27 protein-coding genes are annotated in these 14,142 nt (G+C 64.2%); all 27 read right to left on the bottom strand.

Features of this window, described 5'->3' with window-relative positions:
* Positions 1 to 109: 109 nt before the first annotated feature.
* Positions 110 to 1,126 carry a DNA-directed RNA polymerase subunit alpha gene (locus tag DDZ14_RS08185; protein ID WP_109424476.1) on the bottom strand — a complete coding sequence of 339 codons (1,017 nt, stop codon included), beginning with the start codon at positions 1,124 to 1,126 and terminating at the stop codon, positions 110 to 112.
* A 109-nt stretch (positions 1,127 to 1,235) separates the two neighbouring features.
* Positions 1,236 to 1,628: a 30S ribosomal protein S11 gene (gene rpsK, locus DDZ14_RS08180; RefSeq protein WP_109424475.1), complete on the bottom strand. Its 393-nt coding sequence runs from the start codon at positions 1,626 to 1,628 to the stop codon at positions 1,236 to 1,238.
* Positions 1,629 to 1,643: 15 nt separating this feature from the next.
* Entirely contained in the window at positions 1,644 to 2,012 is a 369-nt protein-coding gene (gene rpsM / locus DDZ14_RS08175) for a 30S ribosomal protein S13 (protein WP_109424474.1), read from the bottom strand.
* 195 nt (positions 2,013 to 2,207) lie between these two features.
* Positions 2,208 to 2,780: an adenylate kinase gene (locus DDZ14_RS08170; protein ID WP_109424473.1), complete on the bottom strand. Its 573-nt coding sequence runs from the start codon at positions 2,778 to 2,780 to the stop codon at positions 2,208 to 2,210.
* Positions 2,777 to 4,144, bottom strand: a complete 1,368-nt coding sequence (gene secY, locus DDZ14_RS08165) for a preprotein translocase subunit SecY (RefSeq protein ID WP_109424472.1) — start codon at positions 4,142 to 4,144, stop codon at positions 2,777 to 2,779. Before secY ends, DDZ14_RS08170 begins: the two co-directional genes overlap by 4 nt.
* 101 nt (positions 4,145 to 4,245) lie before the next feature.
* A complete protein-coding gene (rplO, locus tag DDZ14_RS08160; RefSeq protein ID WP_109424471.1) occupies positions 4,246 to 4,719 on the bottom strand; it encodes a 50S ribosomal protein L15 in 474 nt (157 codons plus the stop codon).
* Between the two features lie 128 nt (positions 4,720 to 4,847).
* The gene (gene rpmD / locus DDZ14_RS08155; protein ID WP_109424470.1) at positions 4,848 to 5,036 is read right to left on the bottom strand and encodes a 50S ribosomal protein L30; all 189 of its coding nucleotides are present in this window, start codon (positions 5,034 to 5,036) and stop codon (positions 4,848 to 4,850) included.
* 12 nt (positions 5,037 to 5,048) lie between these two features.
* Positions 5,049 to 5,639 (bottom strand): 30S ribosomal protein S5, encoded by a 591-nt coding sequence (rpsE, locus tag DDZ14_RS08150; protein ID WP_109424469.1) that lies wholly within the window; start codon positions 5,637 to 5,639, stop codon positions 5,049 to 5,051.
* A gap of 10 nt (positions 5,640 to 5,649) precedes the next feature.
* A complete protein-coding gene (rplR, locus tag DDZ14_RS08145) occupies positions 5,650 to 6,009 on the bottom strand; it encodes a 50S ribosomal protein L18 (RefSeq protein ID WP_109424468.1) in 360 nt (119 codons plus the stop codon).
* A gap of 11 nt (positions 6,010 to 6,020) precedes the next feature.
* Positions 6,021 to 6,554 (bottom strand): 50S ribosomal protein L6, encoded by a 534-nt coding sequence (rplF, locus tag DDZ14_RS08140; RefSeq protein WP_109424467.1) that lies wholly within the window; start codon positions 6,552 to 6,554, stop codon positions 6,021 to 6,023.
* Between the two features lie 11 nt (positions 6,555 to 6,565).
* The gene (gene rpsH / locus DDZ14_RS08135; RefSeq protein WP_199221312.1) at positions 6,566 to 6,964 is read right to left on the bottom strand and encodes a 30S ribosomal protein S8; all 399 of its coding nucleotides are present in this window, start codon (positions 6,962 to 6,964) and stop codon (positions 6,566 to 6,568) included.
* A gap of 14 nt (positions 6,965 to 6,978) precedes the next feature.
* Complete coding sequence (gene rpsN, locus DDZ14_RS08130; RefSeq protein WP_109424465.1) at positions 6,979 to 7,284, bottom strand: 30S ribosomal protein S14; 306 nt, start codon at positions 7,282 to 7,284, stop codon at positions 6,979 to 6,981.
* Positions 7,285 to 7,304: 20 nt separating this feature from the next.
* A complete protein-coding gene (gene rplE / locus DDZ14_RS08125; protein WP_109424464.1) occupies positions 7,305 to 7,865 on the bottom strand; it encodes a 50S ribosomal protein L5 in 561 nt (186 codons plus the stop codon).
* Positions 7,865 to 8,170 carry a 50S ribosomal protein L24 gene (rplX, locus tag DDZ14_RS08120; protein ID WP_109424463.1) on the bottom strand — a complete coding sequence of 102 codons (306 nt, stop codon included), beginning with the start codon at positions 8,168 to 8,170 and terminating at the stop codon, positions 7,865 to 7,867. Before rplX ends, rplE begins: the two co-directional genes overlap by 1 nt.
* Positions 8,170 to 8,538 (bottom strand): 50S ribosomal protein L14, encoded by a 369-nt coding sequence (gene rplN, locus DDZ14_RS08115; protein ID WP_109424462.1) that lies wholly within the window; start codon positions 8,536 to 8,538, stop codon positions 8,170 to 8,172. The genes rplX and rplN overlap by 1 nt, the downstream gene beginning before the upstream one ends.
* A gap of 75 nt (positions 8,539 to 8,613) precedes the next feature.
* Entirely contained in the window at positions 8,614 to 8,844 is a 231-nt protein-coding gene (gene rpsQ / locus DDZ14_RS08110) for a 30S ribosomal protein S17 (protein ID WP_109424461.1), read from the bottom strand.
* 12 nt (positions 8,845 to 8,856) lie between these two features.
* On the bottom strand, positions 8,857 to 9,060 hold the full coding sequence (gene rpmC, locus DDZ14_RS08105) for a 50S ribosomal protein L29 (protein WP_109424460.1): 204 nt from the start codon (positions 9,058 to 9,060) through the stop codon (positions 8,857 to 8,859).
* 96 nt (positions 9,061 to 9,156) lie between these two features.
* Complete coding sequence (gene rplP, locus DDZ14_RS08100) at positions 9,157 to 9,570, bottom strand: 50S ribosomal protein L16 (protein ID WP_109424459.1); 414 nt, start codon at positions 9,568 to 9,570, stop codon at positions 9,157 to 9,159.
* Between the two features lie 20 nt (positions 9,571 to 9,590).
* Positions 9,591 to 10,289, bottom strand: coding sequence for a 30S ribosomal protein S3 (gene rpsC / locus DDZ14_RS08095; protein WP_109424458.1), 699 nt, complete (start codon positions 10,287 to 10,289; stop codon positions 9,591 to 9,593).
* A complete protein-coding gene (rplV, locus tag DDZ14_RS08090; protein ID WP_109424457.1) occupies positions 10,289 to 10,669 on the bottom strand; it encodes a 50S ribosomal protein L22 in 381 nt (126 codons plus the stop codon). Before rplV ends, rpsC begins: the two co-directional genes overlap by 1 nt.
* A 5-nt stretch (positions 10,670 to 10,674) precedes the next feature.
* The gene (gene rpsS / locus DDZ14_RS08085) at positions 10,675 to 10,953 is read right to left on the bottom strand and encodes a 30S ribosomal protein S19 (protein ID WP_109424456.1); all 279 of its coding nucleotides are present in this window, start codon (positions 10,951 to 10,953) and stop codon (positions 10,675 to 10,677) included.
* 3 nt (positions 10,954 to 10,956) lie between these two features.
* Positions 10,957 to 11,796 (bottom strand): 50S ribosomal protein L2, encoded by an 840-nt coding sequence (rplB, locus tag DDZ14_RS08080; RefSeq protein ID WP_109424455.1) that lies wholly within the window; start codon positions 11,794 to 11,796, stop codon positions 10,957 to 10,959.
* A gap of 93 nt (positions 11,797 to 11,889) precedes the next feature.
* Entirely contained in the window at positions 11,890 to 12,186 is a 297-nt protein-coding gene (locus DDZ14_RS08075; protein ID WP_109424454.1) for a 50S ribosomal protein L23, read from the bottom strand.
* Positions 12,183 to 12,803, bottom strand: a complete 621-nt coding sequence (rplD, locus tag DDZ14_RS08070; RefSeq protein ID WP_109424453.1) for a 50S ribosomal protein L4 — start codon at positions 12,801 to 12,803, stop codon at positions 12,183 to 12,185. Before rplD ends, DDZ14_RS08075 begins: the two co-directional genes overlap by 4 nt.
* Positions 12,800 to 13,639, bottom strand: coding sequence for a 50S ribosomal protein L3 (rplC, locus tag DDZ14_RS08065; protein ID WP_109424637.1), 840 nt, complete (start codon positions 13,637 to 13,639; stop codon positions 12,800 to 12,802). The genes rplD and rplC overlap by 4 nt, the downstream gene beginning before the upstream one ends.
* A 13-nt stretch (positions 13,640 to 13,652) precedes the next feature.
* Complete coding sequence (gene rpsJ, locus DDZ14_RS08060; RefSeq protein WP_109424452.1) at positions 13,653 to 13,961, bottom strand: 30S ribosomal protein S10; 309 nt, start codon at positions 13,959 to 13,961, stop codon at positions 13,653 to 13,655.
* A 72-nt stretch (positions 13,962 to 14,033) separates the two neighbouring features.
* Positions 14,034 to 14,142: hypothetical protein (locus DDZ14_RS08055; protein ID WP_146193113.1), on the bottom strand; the 109-nt coding region annotated here is incomplete at its 5' end.

Below are 14,142 nucleotides of genomic sequence, written 5' to 3'. Positions count from 1 at the left end.
GGTCTTGCTTTTTGCTTTGTCCGGCGGCCGATGCGTGTCAGCCGCTCTCCTTGGGGCGGGATTGCCCGGTTTTCGGGCAGGCCGGACCGGGGCCCGGCCTGCGCAAGGATCAGAATTGATCCTCGAACTTCTTGGCCAACTCCTCGATATTGTCGGGCGGCCAGTCGATCAGGTCCATGCCCAGATGCAGGCCCATGGCCGACAGCACTTCCTTGATCTCGTTGAGCGACTTGCGGCCGAAATTCGGCGTGCGCAACATCTCGGCCTCGGTCTTCTGAATCAGATCGCCGATATAGACGATGTTATCGTTCTTCAGGCAGTTGGCCGAACGCACCGAAAGCTCCAGCTCGTCGACCTTCTTGAGCAGCAGCGGGTTGAACTCCAGCTCGTCCTCGTCGTCCTGGCGGCCGGCCGATTCCGGCTCCTCGAAATTGACGAAGATCGAAAGCTGGTCCTGCAGGATGCGCGCGGCGAAAGCGACCGCGTCATCGGGGCTGATCGAGCCGTCTGTATCGACCTTCATGGTCAGCTTGTCATAATCCAGCACCTGGCCCTCGCGGGTGGGCTGCACGTCGTAGGAAACGCGCTTGACCGGCGAATAGATCGCGTCGATCGGGATCAGGCCGATCGGCGCATCCTCGGGGCGGTTCTTGTCGGATGCGACATAACCCTTGCCGGTGTTCACGGTCATTTCCATGAAGAGATCGGCATCCTCGTCGAGGTGGCAGATCACATGATCGCGGTTCAGAACCTCGATGCCCGAGCTCTCGGAAATGTCGCCAGCGGTGACGACGCCCGGTCCCTTCGCGGTGATCGACAGCCGCTTGGGCCCTTCGACTTCCATGCTCAGCGCGACGCCCTTGAGGTTGAGGATCACGTCCGTCACGTCCTCGCGCACGCCGGAGATCGAGGAGAACTCATGCAGGACGTTGTCGATCTGGACGCTGGTGATCGCCCCGCCCTGGAGCGACGACAGCAAAACCCGGCGCAGCGCGTTGCCCAGCGTCAGGCCGAAACCGCGCTCCAGCGGTTCGGCCACGACCGTGGCCTGGCGCTGCGGATCGGCACCCGGACGGATGTCGAGCTGCGTCGGTTTGATAAGTTCCTGCCAGTTTTTGTGGATCATGTGATGCCTCCATTCCTGTTCGCCGATCAGACCCGTGACCGGGAACGCCCGAGGTAAAATCAGAACGCAGTCGGGCCGCGCGTATCGGCGCGGCCCGAAGCTGCAAAGATCAGACGCGCCGGCGCTTCGGCGGGCGGCAGCCGTTATGCGCCATCGGCGTGACGTCGCGGATCGAGGTGATCTGGAAGCCCACGGCCGCCAGGGCGCGCAGCGCGCTCTCACGGCCCGAACCGGGACCCTGAACCTCGACCTCCAACGTCTTCACGCCGTGGTCCTGGGCCTTGCGGCCCGCATCCTCGGCGGCAAGCTGGGCGGCATAGGGCGTCGACTTGCGCGAGCCCTTGAAGCCCATGCTGCCGGCCGACGACCAGGCGATCGCGTTGCCCTGCACGTCGGAGATCAGGATCTTGGTGTTGTTGAAGGAGCTGTTCACATGCGCCACGCCGGCGGCGATGTTCTTGCGTTCCTTGCGGCGGGGTGCGCGTTTGGTGTCGCGTGCCATCTATCGGTCCCTCCCTTACTTCTTCTTGCCGGCAATGGCTTTTGCCGGGCCCTTGCGGGTGCGCGCATTGGTATGCGTGCGCTGCCCGCGGACGGGAAGGTTGCGGCGATGGCGCAGGCCCCGATAGTTGCCCAGGTCCATCATGCTCTTGATGTTCATCTGCACTTCGCGGCGCAGGTCGCCCTCGACGGTGTAATTCGCGTCGATATGTTCGCGGATCGCCAGAACCTCGGCATCCGACAGCTCGTTCACGCGGCGCGTCACGTCGACGCCGACGGCCTCGCAGATCGACGTGGCCGCGGTGTGGCCGATGCCGTGGATATAGGTCAAAGCGATGGGGACCCGTTTATGGGTCGGGATGTTCACGCCAGCGATACGTGCCAATTCGTTCTACCTTCTGGTTGCGGTTCCGTAGCGCCAGAACCTTTTTTCACAACAGCGACCCGACGGCCACGGCCACCGGGTCTTACGAGAGACCGTCACCTGAAAGAGCCTATGAAACCAAGGCGATTCTCAGCGCGGGATGCGGTCTGTTAGGGGGTTTTCCCGGCAAGGTCAAGGCCCGCCGGGCGGGCTGCCTCACTTCCCGTCGAGCACCTTGCGGATCGCCTCGGTCACACCGTCGATGCTGAGCGATCCGTCCACCGTCTTGAGCTTGCCGGTCTTGCGGTAATACTCGATCAGCGGGGCGGTTTCGGCGTGGTAGACCTTGAGCCGCGCCTTCAGCGTTTCGGCATTGTCGTCGGCGCGACTGCCGCCGGTTTCCGTGGCGCGGGTCTGGATGCGGCCGACCAGCAGATCGTCGTCCACCTGCATCTCCACCACGGCGTCCAGCGTCATGCCCTTCTCGGCCAGCAGAGCGTCCAGCGCCTCGGCCTGCGCGGTGGTACGCGGGAAGCCGTCGAAGATCACGCCGCCCTTGGCGTCCGGCTGGTCGAGACGCTCGGACACCACGCCGATCACGATCTCGTCGGAGACGAGTTGCCCCGCCTCCATCACCGCCTTGGCCTTCTGCCCGACCTCGGTGCCCGCCGCGACGGCAGCGCGCAGCATGTCCCCGGTGGAGAGTTGCAGCAGGCCGCGCTCGGCGACCAGCCGCTCGGCCTGAGTGCCTTTTCCCGCCCCCGGGGGGCCCAGCAGAATGATGTTCATCGTCTTGCCTTCCCTTTCGCTTTCTGCGCCTTGCTGCGCTTGCGGCCGCGCAACTGCGACTTCTCGATCAGGCCCTCATACTGGTGGGCCAGCAGATGCGACTGGACCTGGCTGACCGTGTCCATCGCGACCGACACGACGATCAGTACCGATGTGCCGCCGAAATAGAAAGGAATGGAGAGCTGGTTGCGAAGGATCTCGGGCATCAGGGCAACAGCCGTCAGATAACTCGCCCCCAGCGCCAGCACCCGGACCACGACGTAATCGAGATATTCTTCAGTCCGCTTGCCCGGACGGATGCCGGGCACGAAGCCGTTCTGGTTCTTCAGGTTCTCGGCCACGTCCTCGGTCTTGAAGGAGACGTTGAGCGTGTAGAAATAGGCGAAGAATACGATCATGCCCGCGAAGAAGAGCAGGTAGAGCGGCTGGCCGGGGCCGAAATAGGCAAGGATCGTGGACATGACCGGGCCGGTCTGGCCGCCCGAGAATGTCGAGATCGTGGTCGGCAGCAGCAGCAGCGACGAGGCGAAGATCACCGGGATAACACCCGACGGGTTGACCTTGATCGGCAGGTCCGACGAACCGCCGTCATACATCTTCATGCCGACCTGACGGCGCGGATACTGAATGTGGATCTTGCGTAGCGCGCGTTCCATGAAGACCACGAAGGCGATCACCACCACCATCATGATCAGCACGCCCACGATTACCGCGGGCGAGATCGCGCCGCTGCGCCCCTGGCTGAGGAATTGCGCCAGCGCGGCCGGGATCTCGGCGATGATGCCGACGAAGATGATCAGCGAGATGCCGTTGCCGATGCCACGCTGGGTGATCTGTTCGCCCAGCCACATCAGGAACATCGTGCCGCCGACCAGCGTCACCACACAGGAGATGCGGAAGAACCAGCCCGGATCGGTTACCAGATCGCCGGCCTCCAGGCTGGCCGCCAGCCCGTAGGCCTGGAATGTCGCCAGGAACACCGTGCCGTAACGGGTATACTGGTTGATCTTCTTGCGGCCCTGCTCGCCTTCCTTTTTGAGCTGTTGGAGCTGCGGCACCATCGAGGCCATGAGCTGCACGATGATCGAGGCCGAGATATATGGCATGATCCCCAGCGCGAAGACGCCCATCCGCCCGATCGCGCCGCCGGTGAACATGTTCAGGATGCCGCCGATCCCGGCGCTGGCCTGATCCATGAAATCCCGCAGCGCGTTCGCGTCAATGCCCGGCACCGGAATGAATGTGCCCACCCGATACACGATCAGAAGGCCCACCGCGAACATGATCCGCTGACGCAGTTCCTTGGCCTTGCCAAGCGTGCCCCAACTCAAGTTCCGGGCCATCTGTTCTGCAGCCGATGCCATGCCCTGTCCTTCTCGCGCAAGCGCCGCGAGGACCGTCTTTCAGGTCTCGCGGCGCGGAAAACCAGTCATTACTTAAGCGGCGGCAGTGCCGCCGACAAGCGTTATTCCGCTGCCGGCGCCGCGGCCGTGGTCAGCGAGCCGCCCGCCTTCTCGACCGCATCGATGGCGGCACGGGAGGCGCCCGTCACCTCGATCTTGACCTTAGCCGAGAAATCGCCCTTGGCCAGGATGCGCACCCCGTCGAGCTTGCGGCGCACCAGGCCGGCCTCGACCAGCGCGGCCTCGGTGATCGGCTTCTTGGCGTCGAGCTTCTTGGCGTCGATGAATTTCTGGAGGATGCCCAGGTTGACGACGGCGAATTGCTTGCGGTTGGGCTTGTTGAAGCCCCGCTTGGGCAGCCGCATGTAAAGCGGCATCTGCCCGCCCTCATAGGCGTTGAGCGCCACGCCGGAGCGCGACTTCTGACCCTTGATGCCGCGTCCGGCGGTCTTGCCCTTGCCGGAGCCGGGGCCACGGCCGACGCGCATCCGCTTCTTGGTCGCGCCCGCGTTATCACGCAGTTCGTTGAGTTTCATGTCGCTTCTCCTCTGCCGGATGCGGCCCCCAGCGACGGGAGCGGCCGAACGCGGCTTTCAATATCATGCCTCGGGGGACATCCCCGCGGGCCTTCGATGGGAGCGGCGGGACGATGCCCGCCGCGCTCTCAGCCCCGTTCCTCGACGATCTCGACGAGATGCGGGATCTTGTTGATCATGCCGCGCACCGCGGGCGTGTCTTCCAACTCACGGGTGCGGTGCATCTTGTTCAGGCCGAGCCCGATCAGCGTCTTGCGCTGGATCTCGGGGCGGCGGATCGGCGAGCCGATCTGTTTGACGACGATGGTCTTTGCCATGCTCCCCACTCCTTACGCTTCCGCGGCTTCGGCCGGGGCGTCGGCTGCCTCGGGCTTCGATTGCGCCTCGTCCTTCTTCAGGATGTCGGCCACCTTCTTCCCGCGGCGCTGCGCGACATGACGCGGGCTCGACTCGGCCCGGAGCCCGTCCAGCGTCGCGCGGATCATGTTATAGGGGTTCTGCGACCCGATGGACTTGGCCACCACGTCCTGAACGCCCAGCATCTCGAACACCGCACGCATCGGGCCGCCGGCAATGATCCCGGTACCCTGCGGGGCGGCGCGCATCACCACCTTGCCCGCGCCGTGGCGGCCTTCGATGTCGTGATGCAGCGTGCGGCCTTCGCGCAGCGGCACGCGGATCAGGTTGCGCTTGGCCTGTTCGGTCGCCTTGCGGATCGCCTCGGGCACTTCCTTGGCCTTGCCCTTGCCGAAGCCCACACGGCCTTTCTGGTCGCCGACCACCACGAGCGCCGCAAAGCCGAAGCGCTTGCCGCCCTTCACGGTTTTCGACACCCGGTTGATCGCCACGAGACGATCGGCGAATTCCGGGGTTTCCTCGCGGTCGCGACGTCCGCCCCGCTGGTTCGGTTCTCTTGCCATTCTCGTCTCCTCAGAACTTCAGGCCGCCTTCGCGCGCGGCATCGGCCAGGGCCTTGATCTTCCCGTGATACAGGAAGCCTCCGCGATCGAAGTAGCATTCTTCCACACCCTTGGCCTTGGCCCGCTCGGCGATTGCCGCGCCGATCTTGGCCGCCGCCTCGACGTTGTTCTTGCCGACGAGGCCCAGGTCCTTCTCCAGCGAGGAGGCGGAGGCCAGGGTCACGCCGTTCACATCGTCGATGATCTGGACGTGGATGTTCTTGTTCGAGCGGTGGACCGACAGGCGCGGACGCCCGGCAGCCAGTTTCCGCAGTTTGTTCCGTGTGCGCAGGCGGCGCTTGAGGAACAGATCCCGTTTCGTGTTCGCCATTGTCGCGCCCCTTACTTCTTCTTGCCTTCCTTGCGGAAGATATACTCGTCCTTGTACTTGATGCCCTTGCCCTTGTAGGGCTCCGGCTTGCGCCATTCGCGGATATTGGCCGCGACCTGGCCGACGAGTTGCTCGTTATTGCCCTCGATCACAATCTCCGTGGGCTTCGGGGTCGTGACGGTCACGCCCTCCGGCACCGCGAAATCGACGTCGTGGCTCAGGCCCAGCGACAGTTTCAGGGTATTGCCCTGCATCTGCGCGCGGTAGCCGACGCCGCTGATCTCAAGCTCCTTGCGGAAGCCATCGGTGACGCCCTTCACCAGGTTTGCAACCTGCGTGCGGGACATGCCCCATTGCTGGCGCGCCCGCTTGGACTTGCCGCGCGGCGTCACGGTGAAGAAATTGCCCTCGACGGCAAGGGTCACGTCATCGGTGGCGGTGAAGCTGCGGGTGCCCTTGGGCCCCTTGACTTCGACTGTCTGCCCGGAGAGCTGCGCGGTGACACCGCTGGGCAGCTCGACGGGACGTTTTCCAATTCGAGACATGTCCAAACTCCTCAGAAGACGGTGCAGAGCACTTCGCCGCCGACATTGGCGGTGCGTGCGGCTGCGTCGGACATGACGCCCTGCGGCGTCGAGATGATCGAGACACCCAGGCCCTGGCGCACCGACGGCAGGTCCTTGACGCCGGCATAGACGCGGCGGCCGGGAGTCGAGACCCGGCGGATCTCGCGGATCACCGGGGTGCCGTCGAAATACTTCAGGCTGATCTCGATCGCGGGCAGGCCGCGGTCGTCGGTGGCCTTCTCGTAGCCGCGGATATAGCCCTCGTCCATCAGCACGTCGAGAACCCAGCCGCGCAGCTTGGAGGCCGGCGTGCGGACGGTCGACTTGCCGCGCATCTGCGCGTTGCGGATCCGGGTGAGCATATCGCCGAGAGGATCGTTCACTGACATGTTCCTAACCCTCCTTACCAGCTCGACTTGACCAAGCCGGGGATCTGCCCGGTGGAGCCAAGGTCGCGCATCGCGATACGCGAAATTTTAAGTTTCCGGTAATAGGCATGCGGACGCCCGGTGATCTGGCACCGGTTGTGCAGCCGTGTCGGAGACGAATTGCGGGGCAGTTTCGCCAGTTTCAGACGCGCCTTGAAACGCTCTTCCATCGGCAGATCCTGGTTGTTCGCGATCTCTTTCAGCGCAGCGCGCTTGGCGGCGAACTTGTCCACCAGCTTCTGACGCTTCTTCTCGCGCTCGATCATCGAGACTTTTGCCATTTCTCTCTCCTCCCGATGCTTCAGCTATTGAAGGGCAGGTTGAATTGCTTCAACAGCGCCTTCGCTTCCGCGTCGGTGGGCGCGGTGGTGCAGATGATGATGTCCATGCCCCAGACCTCGTCGACCTTGTCGTACTCGATCTCGGGGAAGACGATGTGCTCTTTCAGGCCCATGGCGTAGTTGCCGCGGCCGTCGAAGCTCCTGCCGTTCACGCCGCGGAAGTCGCGGACGCGCGGCAGCGCGATGGTCACCAGACGGTCGAGGAATTCGTACATCCGGTTGCCGCGCAGCGTCACCTTGACGCCCAGCGGCATCTGTTCGCGCACGCGAAAGCCCGCGATGGATTTCTTGGCCTTGGTCACCACCGGCTTCTGGCCGGCGATCAGCGCCAGGTCATGCTCGGCCGACTTGATCTTCTTGGTGTCCTGGACCGCCTTGCCGACGCCGATGTTGAGCACGATCTTGTCGAGCCGCGGGATCATCATGTCGTTGCGGTAGCCGAACTCCTCGCGCAGCGCGGGGCGCGCGGTTTCGCGGAAATGGGTCCGCAGACGCGGGGTGTAGGTTGCAGTGTCGAGCATCAGACGGTCTCCCCGGTCGATTTGGCGAACCGCACCTTCTTGCCGTCTTCCGTGCGGAAGCCGACGCGGGTCGCCTTGCCCTTGCTGTCCAGCAGCGCCAGGTTCGACAGGTCGATCGGCATCGCCTTCGGCACACGGCCGCCCTGGGTGTTCTGGCTCTGGCGGGTGTGGCGCACGGCCATGTTCACACCGTCAACGACGGCCTTGCCGGCCTTCGGGCTGACCGAGACGATCTCGCCTTCCTTGCCCTTGTCCTTGCCGGCCAGAACGACGACCTTGTCGCCTTTCTTCAGTTTCGCAGCCATCAGAGAACCTCCGGCGCCAGCGAGATGATCTTCATGAACTGCTTCGCGCGCAGCTCGCGCACCACGGGTCCGAAGATCCGGGTGCCGATCGGCTCGTTGTTGTTGTTGAGAATGACCGCAGCGTTCCGGTCGAAGCGGATCGCGGTGCCGTCTTCGCGGCGGACTTCCTTGGCCGTACGCACGACGACGGCCTTGCGCACGTCGCCCTTCTTCACGCGGCCGCGCGGGATGGCCTCCTTCACCGAGACGACAATGATGTCGCCGACGGAGGCGTATTTGCGCTTGGACCCGCCCAGAACCTTGATGCACTGCACCCGGCGTGCGCCGGAGTTGTCAGCGACATCCAGATTGGTCTGCATCTGGATCATGTGGTTTCTCCCGACCTGTGGGGACCTTCGCCTGTGCGGGCCCCAGGGTTTCGATCAAACCGAGCTGTGGAGGCCTCAGTTGGCGACCACCTCCCAGCGTTTGGATTTCGACCGAGGCGCGCATTCCTGGATGCGGACGCTGTCGCCCACCTTGAACGCGTTCTCGGCATCGTGAGCCCGGTATTTCTTGGACTTCCGGATGGTCTTCTTCAGAATCGGGTGCGTGAAGCGGCGCTCGACCGAGACCGTCACGGTCTGGTCGTTGGCGTCGCTGGTCACGGTGCCTTGCAGAATTCGTTTCGGCATATCACGCGCCCCTTATTCGGCAGCCGCTTGCGCGGCCTTTTCGTTCAGAATCGTCTTCACGCGCGCCACGTCCCGGCGGACGAGCTTCATGCGTGCGGTGTTTTCCATCTGCCCGGTGGCCTGCTGGAAGCGCAGATTGAAGGCTTCCTTCTTCAGCGTCACGAGCTGCTCGCGCAGCTGGTCGGGCGTCTTGTCTCTCAGCTCAGCAGCGTCCATCGCCACTTTCCTTTCATCAGAAGTCATCGGGCCGGTCTGCCCGACGCTTTTCCAACAAAAACCCGAAGCCCCCGCGAATGCACGGGGGCTCGGATTTTACCAGTCCTCGCGGACGACGATGCGGGTCCGAAGCGGAAGCTTCATCGCGGCCAAGCGGAGGGCTTCCTTTGCCACAGATTCGGACACGCCGTCAATCTCAAACATGACCCGGCCGGGCTTGACCTTGGCGGCCCAGAATTCCACCGAACCCTTGCCCTTGCCCATCCGAACCTCGGTGGGTTTCTTGGACACCGGCGTGTCGGGGAAAATCCGGATCCAGACCCGGCCCTGACGTTTCATGTGACGCGTCATGGCACGACGCGCCGCCTCGATCTGACGTGCGGTCACGCGCTCGGGCGTGGACGCCTTCAGGCCGTAGGTGCCGAAGTTCAGATCATAACCGCCCTTTGCCTCGCCGTGGATACGGCCCTTGTGCATCTTGCGGAATTTCGTACGCTTTGGTTGCAGCATCTCTCGTCTCCCTCAGGGGGTCAGCGCCGCGGACGCGGGCCGCCGCCTTCCTGCAGTTCCTGTTGACGACGATCACGGGCGGACGGGTCGTGCTCCATGATCTCCCCTTTGAAGATCCAGACCTTGATCCCGATGATGCCGTAGGGCGTCAGGGCTTCGACATGCGCGTGGTCGATATCGGCGCGCAGCGTGTGCAGCGGCACCCGGCCCTCGCGGTACCATTCGGTGCGCGCGATCTCGGCCCCGCCGAGACGACCGGCCAGGTTCACCCGGATGCCTTCGGCGCCCATGCGCATGGCGTTCTGCACCGCGCGCTTCATGGCGCGGCGGAAGGACACCCGGCGCTCGAGCTGCTGCGCGATGCTCTCGCCCACGAGGCGCGCATCCAGTTCCGGCTTGCGGACCTCGACGATGTTCAGGTGCAGCTCGCTGTCCGTCAGGTTGGCCAGCTTGCGGCGCAGGCCCTCGATATCGGCGCCTTTCTTGCCGATGATCACGCCCGGCCGCGCTGTGTGGATCGTCACCCGGCACTTGCGGTGCGGGCGCTCGATGATCACGCGGCTGATGCCGGCCTGCTTGCACTCGTCGTGGATGAACTCCTTGATCTTGATGTCCTCAAGCAGGAGGTTGCCGTAGTCCTTGGTATCGGCGTACCAGCGGCTGTCCCAGGTGCGGTTGACCTGGAGGCGCATGCCGATCGGATTGACCTTCTGACCCATTACGCTTGCTCCTCGACTTGCCGCACCTTGATGGTCAGCTCGGAAAACGGTTTCTTCAGCGCGCCGAACCGGCCACGGGCCCGCGGGCGGCCGCGCTTCATCACCAGGTTCTTGCCGACATAGGCTTCCGCCACGATCAGTTCGTCCACGTCAAGGTTGTGGTTGTTCTCGGCATTCGCGATGGCGGACTGAAGGCATTTCTTCACATCCTCGGCGATCCGCTTCTTGGAGAAGGTCAGATCGACGAGCGCACGTTCGACCTTCTTGCCGCGGATCATCGCGGCAACCAGGTTGAGCTTCTGCGGCGAGGTGCGGAGCATGCGCGACTTGGCCATCGCCTCATTCTCGGCCACGCGGCGCGGATTGTTGTCTTTACCCATGGCTCTTACTTCCGTTTCGCTTTTTTGTCGGCCATGTGCCCGTGATAGGTGCGGGTCGGCGAGTACTCACCGAATTTCTGGCCGATCATGTCCTCGCTGACGAGAACCGGGATGTGTTTCTTGCCGTTGTAGACCCCGAAGGTCAGACCGACAAATTGCGGCAGGATGGTCGAGCGGCGCGACCAGATCTTGATGACTTCCTTGCGCCCGGAATCGCGGCTGGCTTCAGCCTTTTTCAGCACATGGGCGTCAACGAAGGGGCCTTTCCAAACAGAACGTGCCATGGTTTAGCGACCCTTCTTCTTGGCGTGGCGCGAGCGGATGATGAACTTGTCCGTCGCCTTGTTCTTGCGGGTGCGCGCCCCCTTCGTGGGCTTGCCCCAGGGCGTGACCGGGTGACGGCCGCCGGAGGTCCGGCCTTCGCCGCCACCATGCGGGTGGTCGATCGGGTTCATGACCACGCCGCGCACCGACGGACGCTTGCCGAAATGGCGGTTGCGGCCGGCCTTGCCGAGATTCTGGTTCGAGTGATCAGGATTCGACACCGCGCCGACCGTGGCCATGCACTCCTGCCGCACCATCCGCAGCTCGCCCGATGACAGCCGGATCTGCGCGTAGCCGCCGCCGCGGCCCACGAACTGGGCATAGGTCCCGGCGGACCGGGCGATCTGCCCACCCTTGCCGGGCTTCAGCTCGATATTGTGGACGATCGTGCCGATCGGCATCGACACGAAGGGCATCGCGTTGCCCGGCTTCACGTCGGCCTTGGCCGCCGCGACGACGCTGTCGCCGACGCCCAGGCGCTGCGGCGCCAGGATATAGGCCTGCTCACCGTCCTGGTAACGGATCAGCGCGATGAAGGCGGTCCGGTTGGGATCGTACTCGATCCGCTCGACCACCGCCGGGATGTCCATCTTGCCGCGCTTGAAATCCACGACGCGATAGAGCCGCTTGGCGCCACCGCCGCGGCGGCGCATCGTGATCCGTCCGGTGTTGTTCCGGCCGCCCTTCTTGGACAAACCCTCGGTGAGGGATTTGACCGGACGGCCCTTCCAAAGCTCCGAACGGTCGATCAGAACCAGCCCGCGCTGGCCTGGCGTTGTCGGCTTGTACGACTTGAGTGCCATGCTTTCTGTCTTCCGTCTAGCTGTCGGGCCGACCGGCCCGGGTTCAGGTAACTTTCGCGGCCCCACCCTTGGGCCGCGCATCGTGGCTGTCTATCAGAGGCCCGTCGTCACGTCGATGGTGTTGCCCTCTTCGAGCGTGACATAGGCCTTCTTGACGTCCTTGCGCCGCCCCGTCATGCCGCGGAACCGCTTCACCTTGCCTTTGGTGATGGTCGTGTTGACGGCCTTCACCTTGACGCTGAAGAGATTTTCCACCGCGTCCTTGATCTGCGGCTTGGTCGCATCCATCGCCACTTCGAAAACCACCGCATTGGCCTCGGAGGCCATGGTCGCCTTCTCGGTGATGACCGGCTTGCGGATCACGTCGTAATGTTCGGACTTCGCGCTCATTTCAGTCGAGCCTCCAGTGCTTCGACACCCGCCTTCGTGATCACCAGCGTGTCACGCCGAAGGATGTCATAGACATTCGCGCCCTGGCTCGGCAGCACGTCGAGATCCCTGATGTTGCCGGCCGCGCGGGCAAAGCTCTCGTTGATCTCGGCGCCGTCGATCAGAAGCGTGCGCTTGAGGCCAAGCTCCTTCATCGCGCGGGCCAGTTCCTTCGTCTTGCCCTCTTTCAGCTCGGCGGCTTCCAGAACGATCAGCGAACCTGCCGCCAGCTTCGCGCTCAGCGCGTGCTTGAGACCCAGCTTGCGGATCTTCTTGGGCAGGTCATGGGCATGGCTGCGCGGGGTCGGACCCTTGTAGATGCCGCCCTTGCGGAAGATCGGCGCGTTGCGGTCGCCGTGGCGTGCGCCGCCGGTGCCCTTCTGGCGATAGATCTTCTTGGTCGAGTAGCTGGTTTCCGAGCGGGTCTTGACCTTATGCGTGCCGGCCTGCGCGCGGGCGCGCTGCCAGCGCACGACGCGGTGCAGGATGTCGGCGCGCGGTTCCAGCCCGAAGATCTCGTCGCCGAGTTCCACGGTGCCGGCCTTGCCGCCGTCCAGTTTGATGACGTCGAGTTTCATTCGTCGCCTTCCTTCTTCTCGGCCTCGATATCGGCCTCGGCCTCTTTCAGCGCGGCGGCTTCCTCGGCGGCCTGCGCCTCGGCTGCGGCCTTGGCTGCGGCTTCTTCCTCGGCGGCCGCGGCTGCGGCGGCTGCCTCGGCGGCCCGTTCGGCCTCACGCGCGGCAGAGCGCAGCGCGGCAGGCAGGATCACACCATCGGGCACGGGCTTCTTGACCGCGTCCTTGATCGTCACCCAGCCGCCCTTGGAACCCGGCACCGCGCCCTTGACCATGATCAGGCCGCGGTCGGCGTCGGTCTTGATGACCTGCAGGTTCTGCGTGGTCACGCGGGCGGCGCCCATGTGGCCGGCCATCTTCTTGCCCTTGAACACCTTGCCGGGGTCCTGGCACTGGCCGGTCGAGCCGTGGCTGCGGTGGCTGATCGACACGCCGTGGCTGGCGCGCAGGCCGCCGAAATTGTGCCGCTTCATGGCACCGGCGAAGCCCTTGCCGATCGAGGTGCCGGACACGTCCACGAACTGGCCCTCGAAATAATGGTTGGCGGTGATTTCCTCGCCCACCTCGATCATGTTCTCGGGCGCGACGCGGAATTCGGCGATCTTGCGTTTGGGCGCGACGCTGGCGGCGGCGAAATGCCCCCGCATGGCGCGGCTCACACGCTTGGCCTTGGCCGCGCCGGTGCCAAGCTGAACGGCGGTGTAGCCGTCCCGCTCGGCGGTGCGCTGCGCCACCACCTCGAGATTGTCGAGTTGCAGGACGGTGACCGGAACCTGCCGGCCATCCTCCATGAACAGCCGGGTCATGCCCAGCTTCTTTGCGATAACTCCAGAGCGCATTTCCATGCCCCCCTCAGACTTTGATCTCGACATCGACACCGGCCGCCAGGTCGAGCTTCATCAGCGCGTCCACGGTCTGCGGTGTCGGGTCGATGATGTCGAGCAGACGCTTGTGCGTCCGGATCTCGAACTGTTCGCGGGACTTCTTGTCCACATGCGGGCCGCGCAGGACCGTGAACTTCTCGATCTTGTTGGGCAGCGGGATGGGCCCGCGCACCTGCGCGCCGGTCCGTTTGGCCGTGCTCACGATTTCCGCGGTGCTGGCGTCCAGCACGCGGAAATCGAAGGCCTTGAGCCGGATGCGAATGTTTTGCGACTGCATGTCGATGCCTTTCGCGGCTAGAGTTGAGAGGTAGGCCGGGCTTGCGGCCCGGCCTGCGTCGAACCCGAATGTTTACTCGATGATTTTCGACACCACGCCGGCGCCGACGGTGCGGCCGCCTTCGCGGATGGCGAAGCGGAGTTTCTCTTCCATGGCGATCGGCGCGATCAGTTCGACCGAG

The organism is Maritimibacter sp. 55A14 (genome assembly GCF_003122205.1).
Classification (GTDB): domain Bacteria; phylum Pseudomonadota; class Alphaproteobacteria; order Rhodobacterales; family Rhodobacteraceae; genus QEYE01.
The sequence above is the reverse complement of the archived record's forward strand: the minus strand, read 5'-3'. Positions and strand labels throughout refer to the sequence as shown.

Coding starts and splice junctions, on each gene's coding strand:
- DDZ14_RS08185 (WP_109424476.1), bottom strand. CDS start 1,126: ATGATCCACAAAAACTGGCAGGAACTTATCAAACCGACGCAGCTCGAC.
- rpsK (WP_109424475.1), bottom strand. CDS start 1,628: ATGGCACGCGACACCAAACGCGCACCCCGCCGCAAGGAACGCAAGAAC.
- DDZ14_RS08170 (WP_109424473.1), bottom strand. CDS start 2,780: ATGAACATCATTCTGCTGGGCCCCCCGGGGGCGGGAAAAGGCACTCAG.
- secY (WP_109424472.1), bottom strand. CDS start 4,144: ATGGCATCGGCTGCAGAACAGATGGCCCGGAACTTGAGTTGGGGCACG.
- rplO (WP_109424471.1), bottom strand. CDS start 4,719: ATGAAACTCAACGAACTGCGTGATAACGCGGGCGCGACCAAGAAGCGG.
- rpmD (WP_109424470.1), bottom strand. CDS start 5,036: ATGGCAAAGACCATCGTCGTCAAACAGATCGGCTCGCCGATCCGCCGC.
- rpsE (WP_109424469.1), bottom strand. CDS start 5,639: ATGGCAAGAGAACCGAACCAGCGGGGCGGACGTCGCGACCGCGAGGAA.
- rplR (WP_109424468.1), bottom strand. CDS start 6,009: ATGGCGAACACGAAACGGGATCTGTTCCTCAAGCGCCGCCTGCGCACA.
- rplF (WP_109424467.1), bottom strand. CDS start 6,554: ATGTCTCGAATTGGAAAACGTCCCGTCGAGCTGCCCAGCGGTGTCACC.
- rpsH (WP_199221312.1), bottom strand. CDS start 6,964: ATGTCAGTGAACGATCCTCTCGGCGATATGCTCACCCGGATCCGCAAC.
- rpsN (WP_109424465.1), bottom strand. CDS start 7,284: ATGGCAAAAGTCTCGATGATCGAGCGCGAGAAGAAGCGTCAGAAGCTG.
- rplE (WP_109424464.1), bottom strand. CDS start 7,865: ATGCTCGACACTGCAACCTACACCCCGCGTCTGCGGACCCATTTCCGC.
- rplX (WP_109424463.1), bottom strand. CDS start 8,170: ATGGCTGCGAAACTGAAGAAAGGCGACAAGGTCGTCGTTCTGGCCGGC.
- rplN (WP_109424462.1), bottom strand. CDS start 8,538: ATGATCCAGATGCAGACCAATCTGGATGTCGCTGACAACTCCGGCGCA.
- rpsQ (WP_109424461.1), bottom strand. CDS start 8,844: ATGCCGAAACGAATTCTGCAAGGCACCGTGACCAGCGACGCCAACGAC.
- rpmC (WP_109424460.1), bottom strand. CDS start 9,060: ATGGACGCTGCTGAGCTGAGAGACAAGACGCCCGACCAGCTGCGCGAG.
- rplP (WP_109424459.1), bottom strand. CDS start 9,570: ATGCTGCAACCAAAGCGTACGAAATTCCGCAAGATGCACAAGGGCCGT.
- rpsC (WP_109424458.1), bottom strand. CDS start 10,289: ATGGGTCAGAAGGTCAATCCGATCGGCATGCGCCTCCAGGTCAACCGC.
- rplV (WP_109424457.1), bottom strand. CDS start 10,669: ATGGGTAAAGACAACAATCCGCGCCGCGTGGCCGAGAATGAGGCGATG.
- rpsS (WP_109424456.1), bottom strand. CDS start 10,953: ATGGCACGTTCTGTTTGGAAAGGCCCCTTCGTTGACGCCCATGTGCTG.
- rplB (WP_109424455.1), bottom strand. CDS start 11,796: ATGGCACTCAAGTCGTACAAGCCGACAACGCCAGGCCAGCGCGGGCTG.
- DDZ14_RS08075 (WP_109424454.1), bottom strand. CDS start 12,186: ATGAGCGCGAAGTCCGAACATTACGACGTGATCCGCAAGCCGGTCATC.
- rplD (WP_109424453.1), bottom strand. CDS start 12,803: ATGAAACTCGACGTCATCAAACTGGACGGCGGCAAGGCCGGCACCGTG.
- rplC (WP_109424637.1), bottom strand. CDS start 13,639: ATGCGCTCTGGAGTTATCGCAAAGAAGCTGGGCATGACCCGGCTGTTC.
- rpsJ (WP_109424452.1), bottom strand. CDS start 13,961: ATGCAGTCGCAAAACATTCGCATCCGGCTCAAGGCCTTCGATTTCCGC.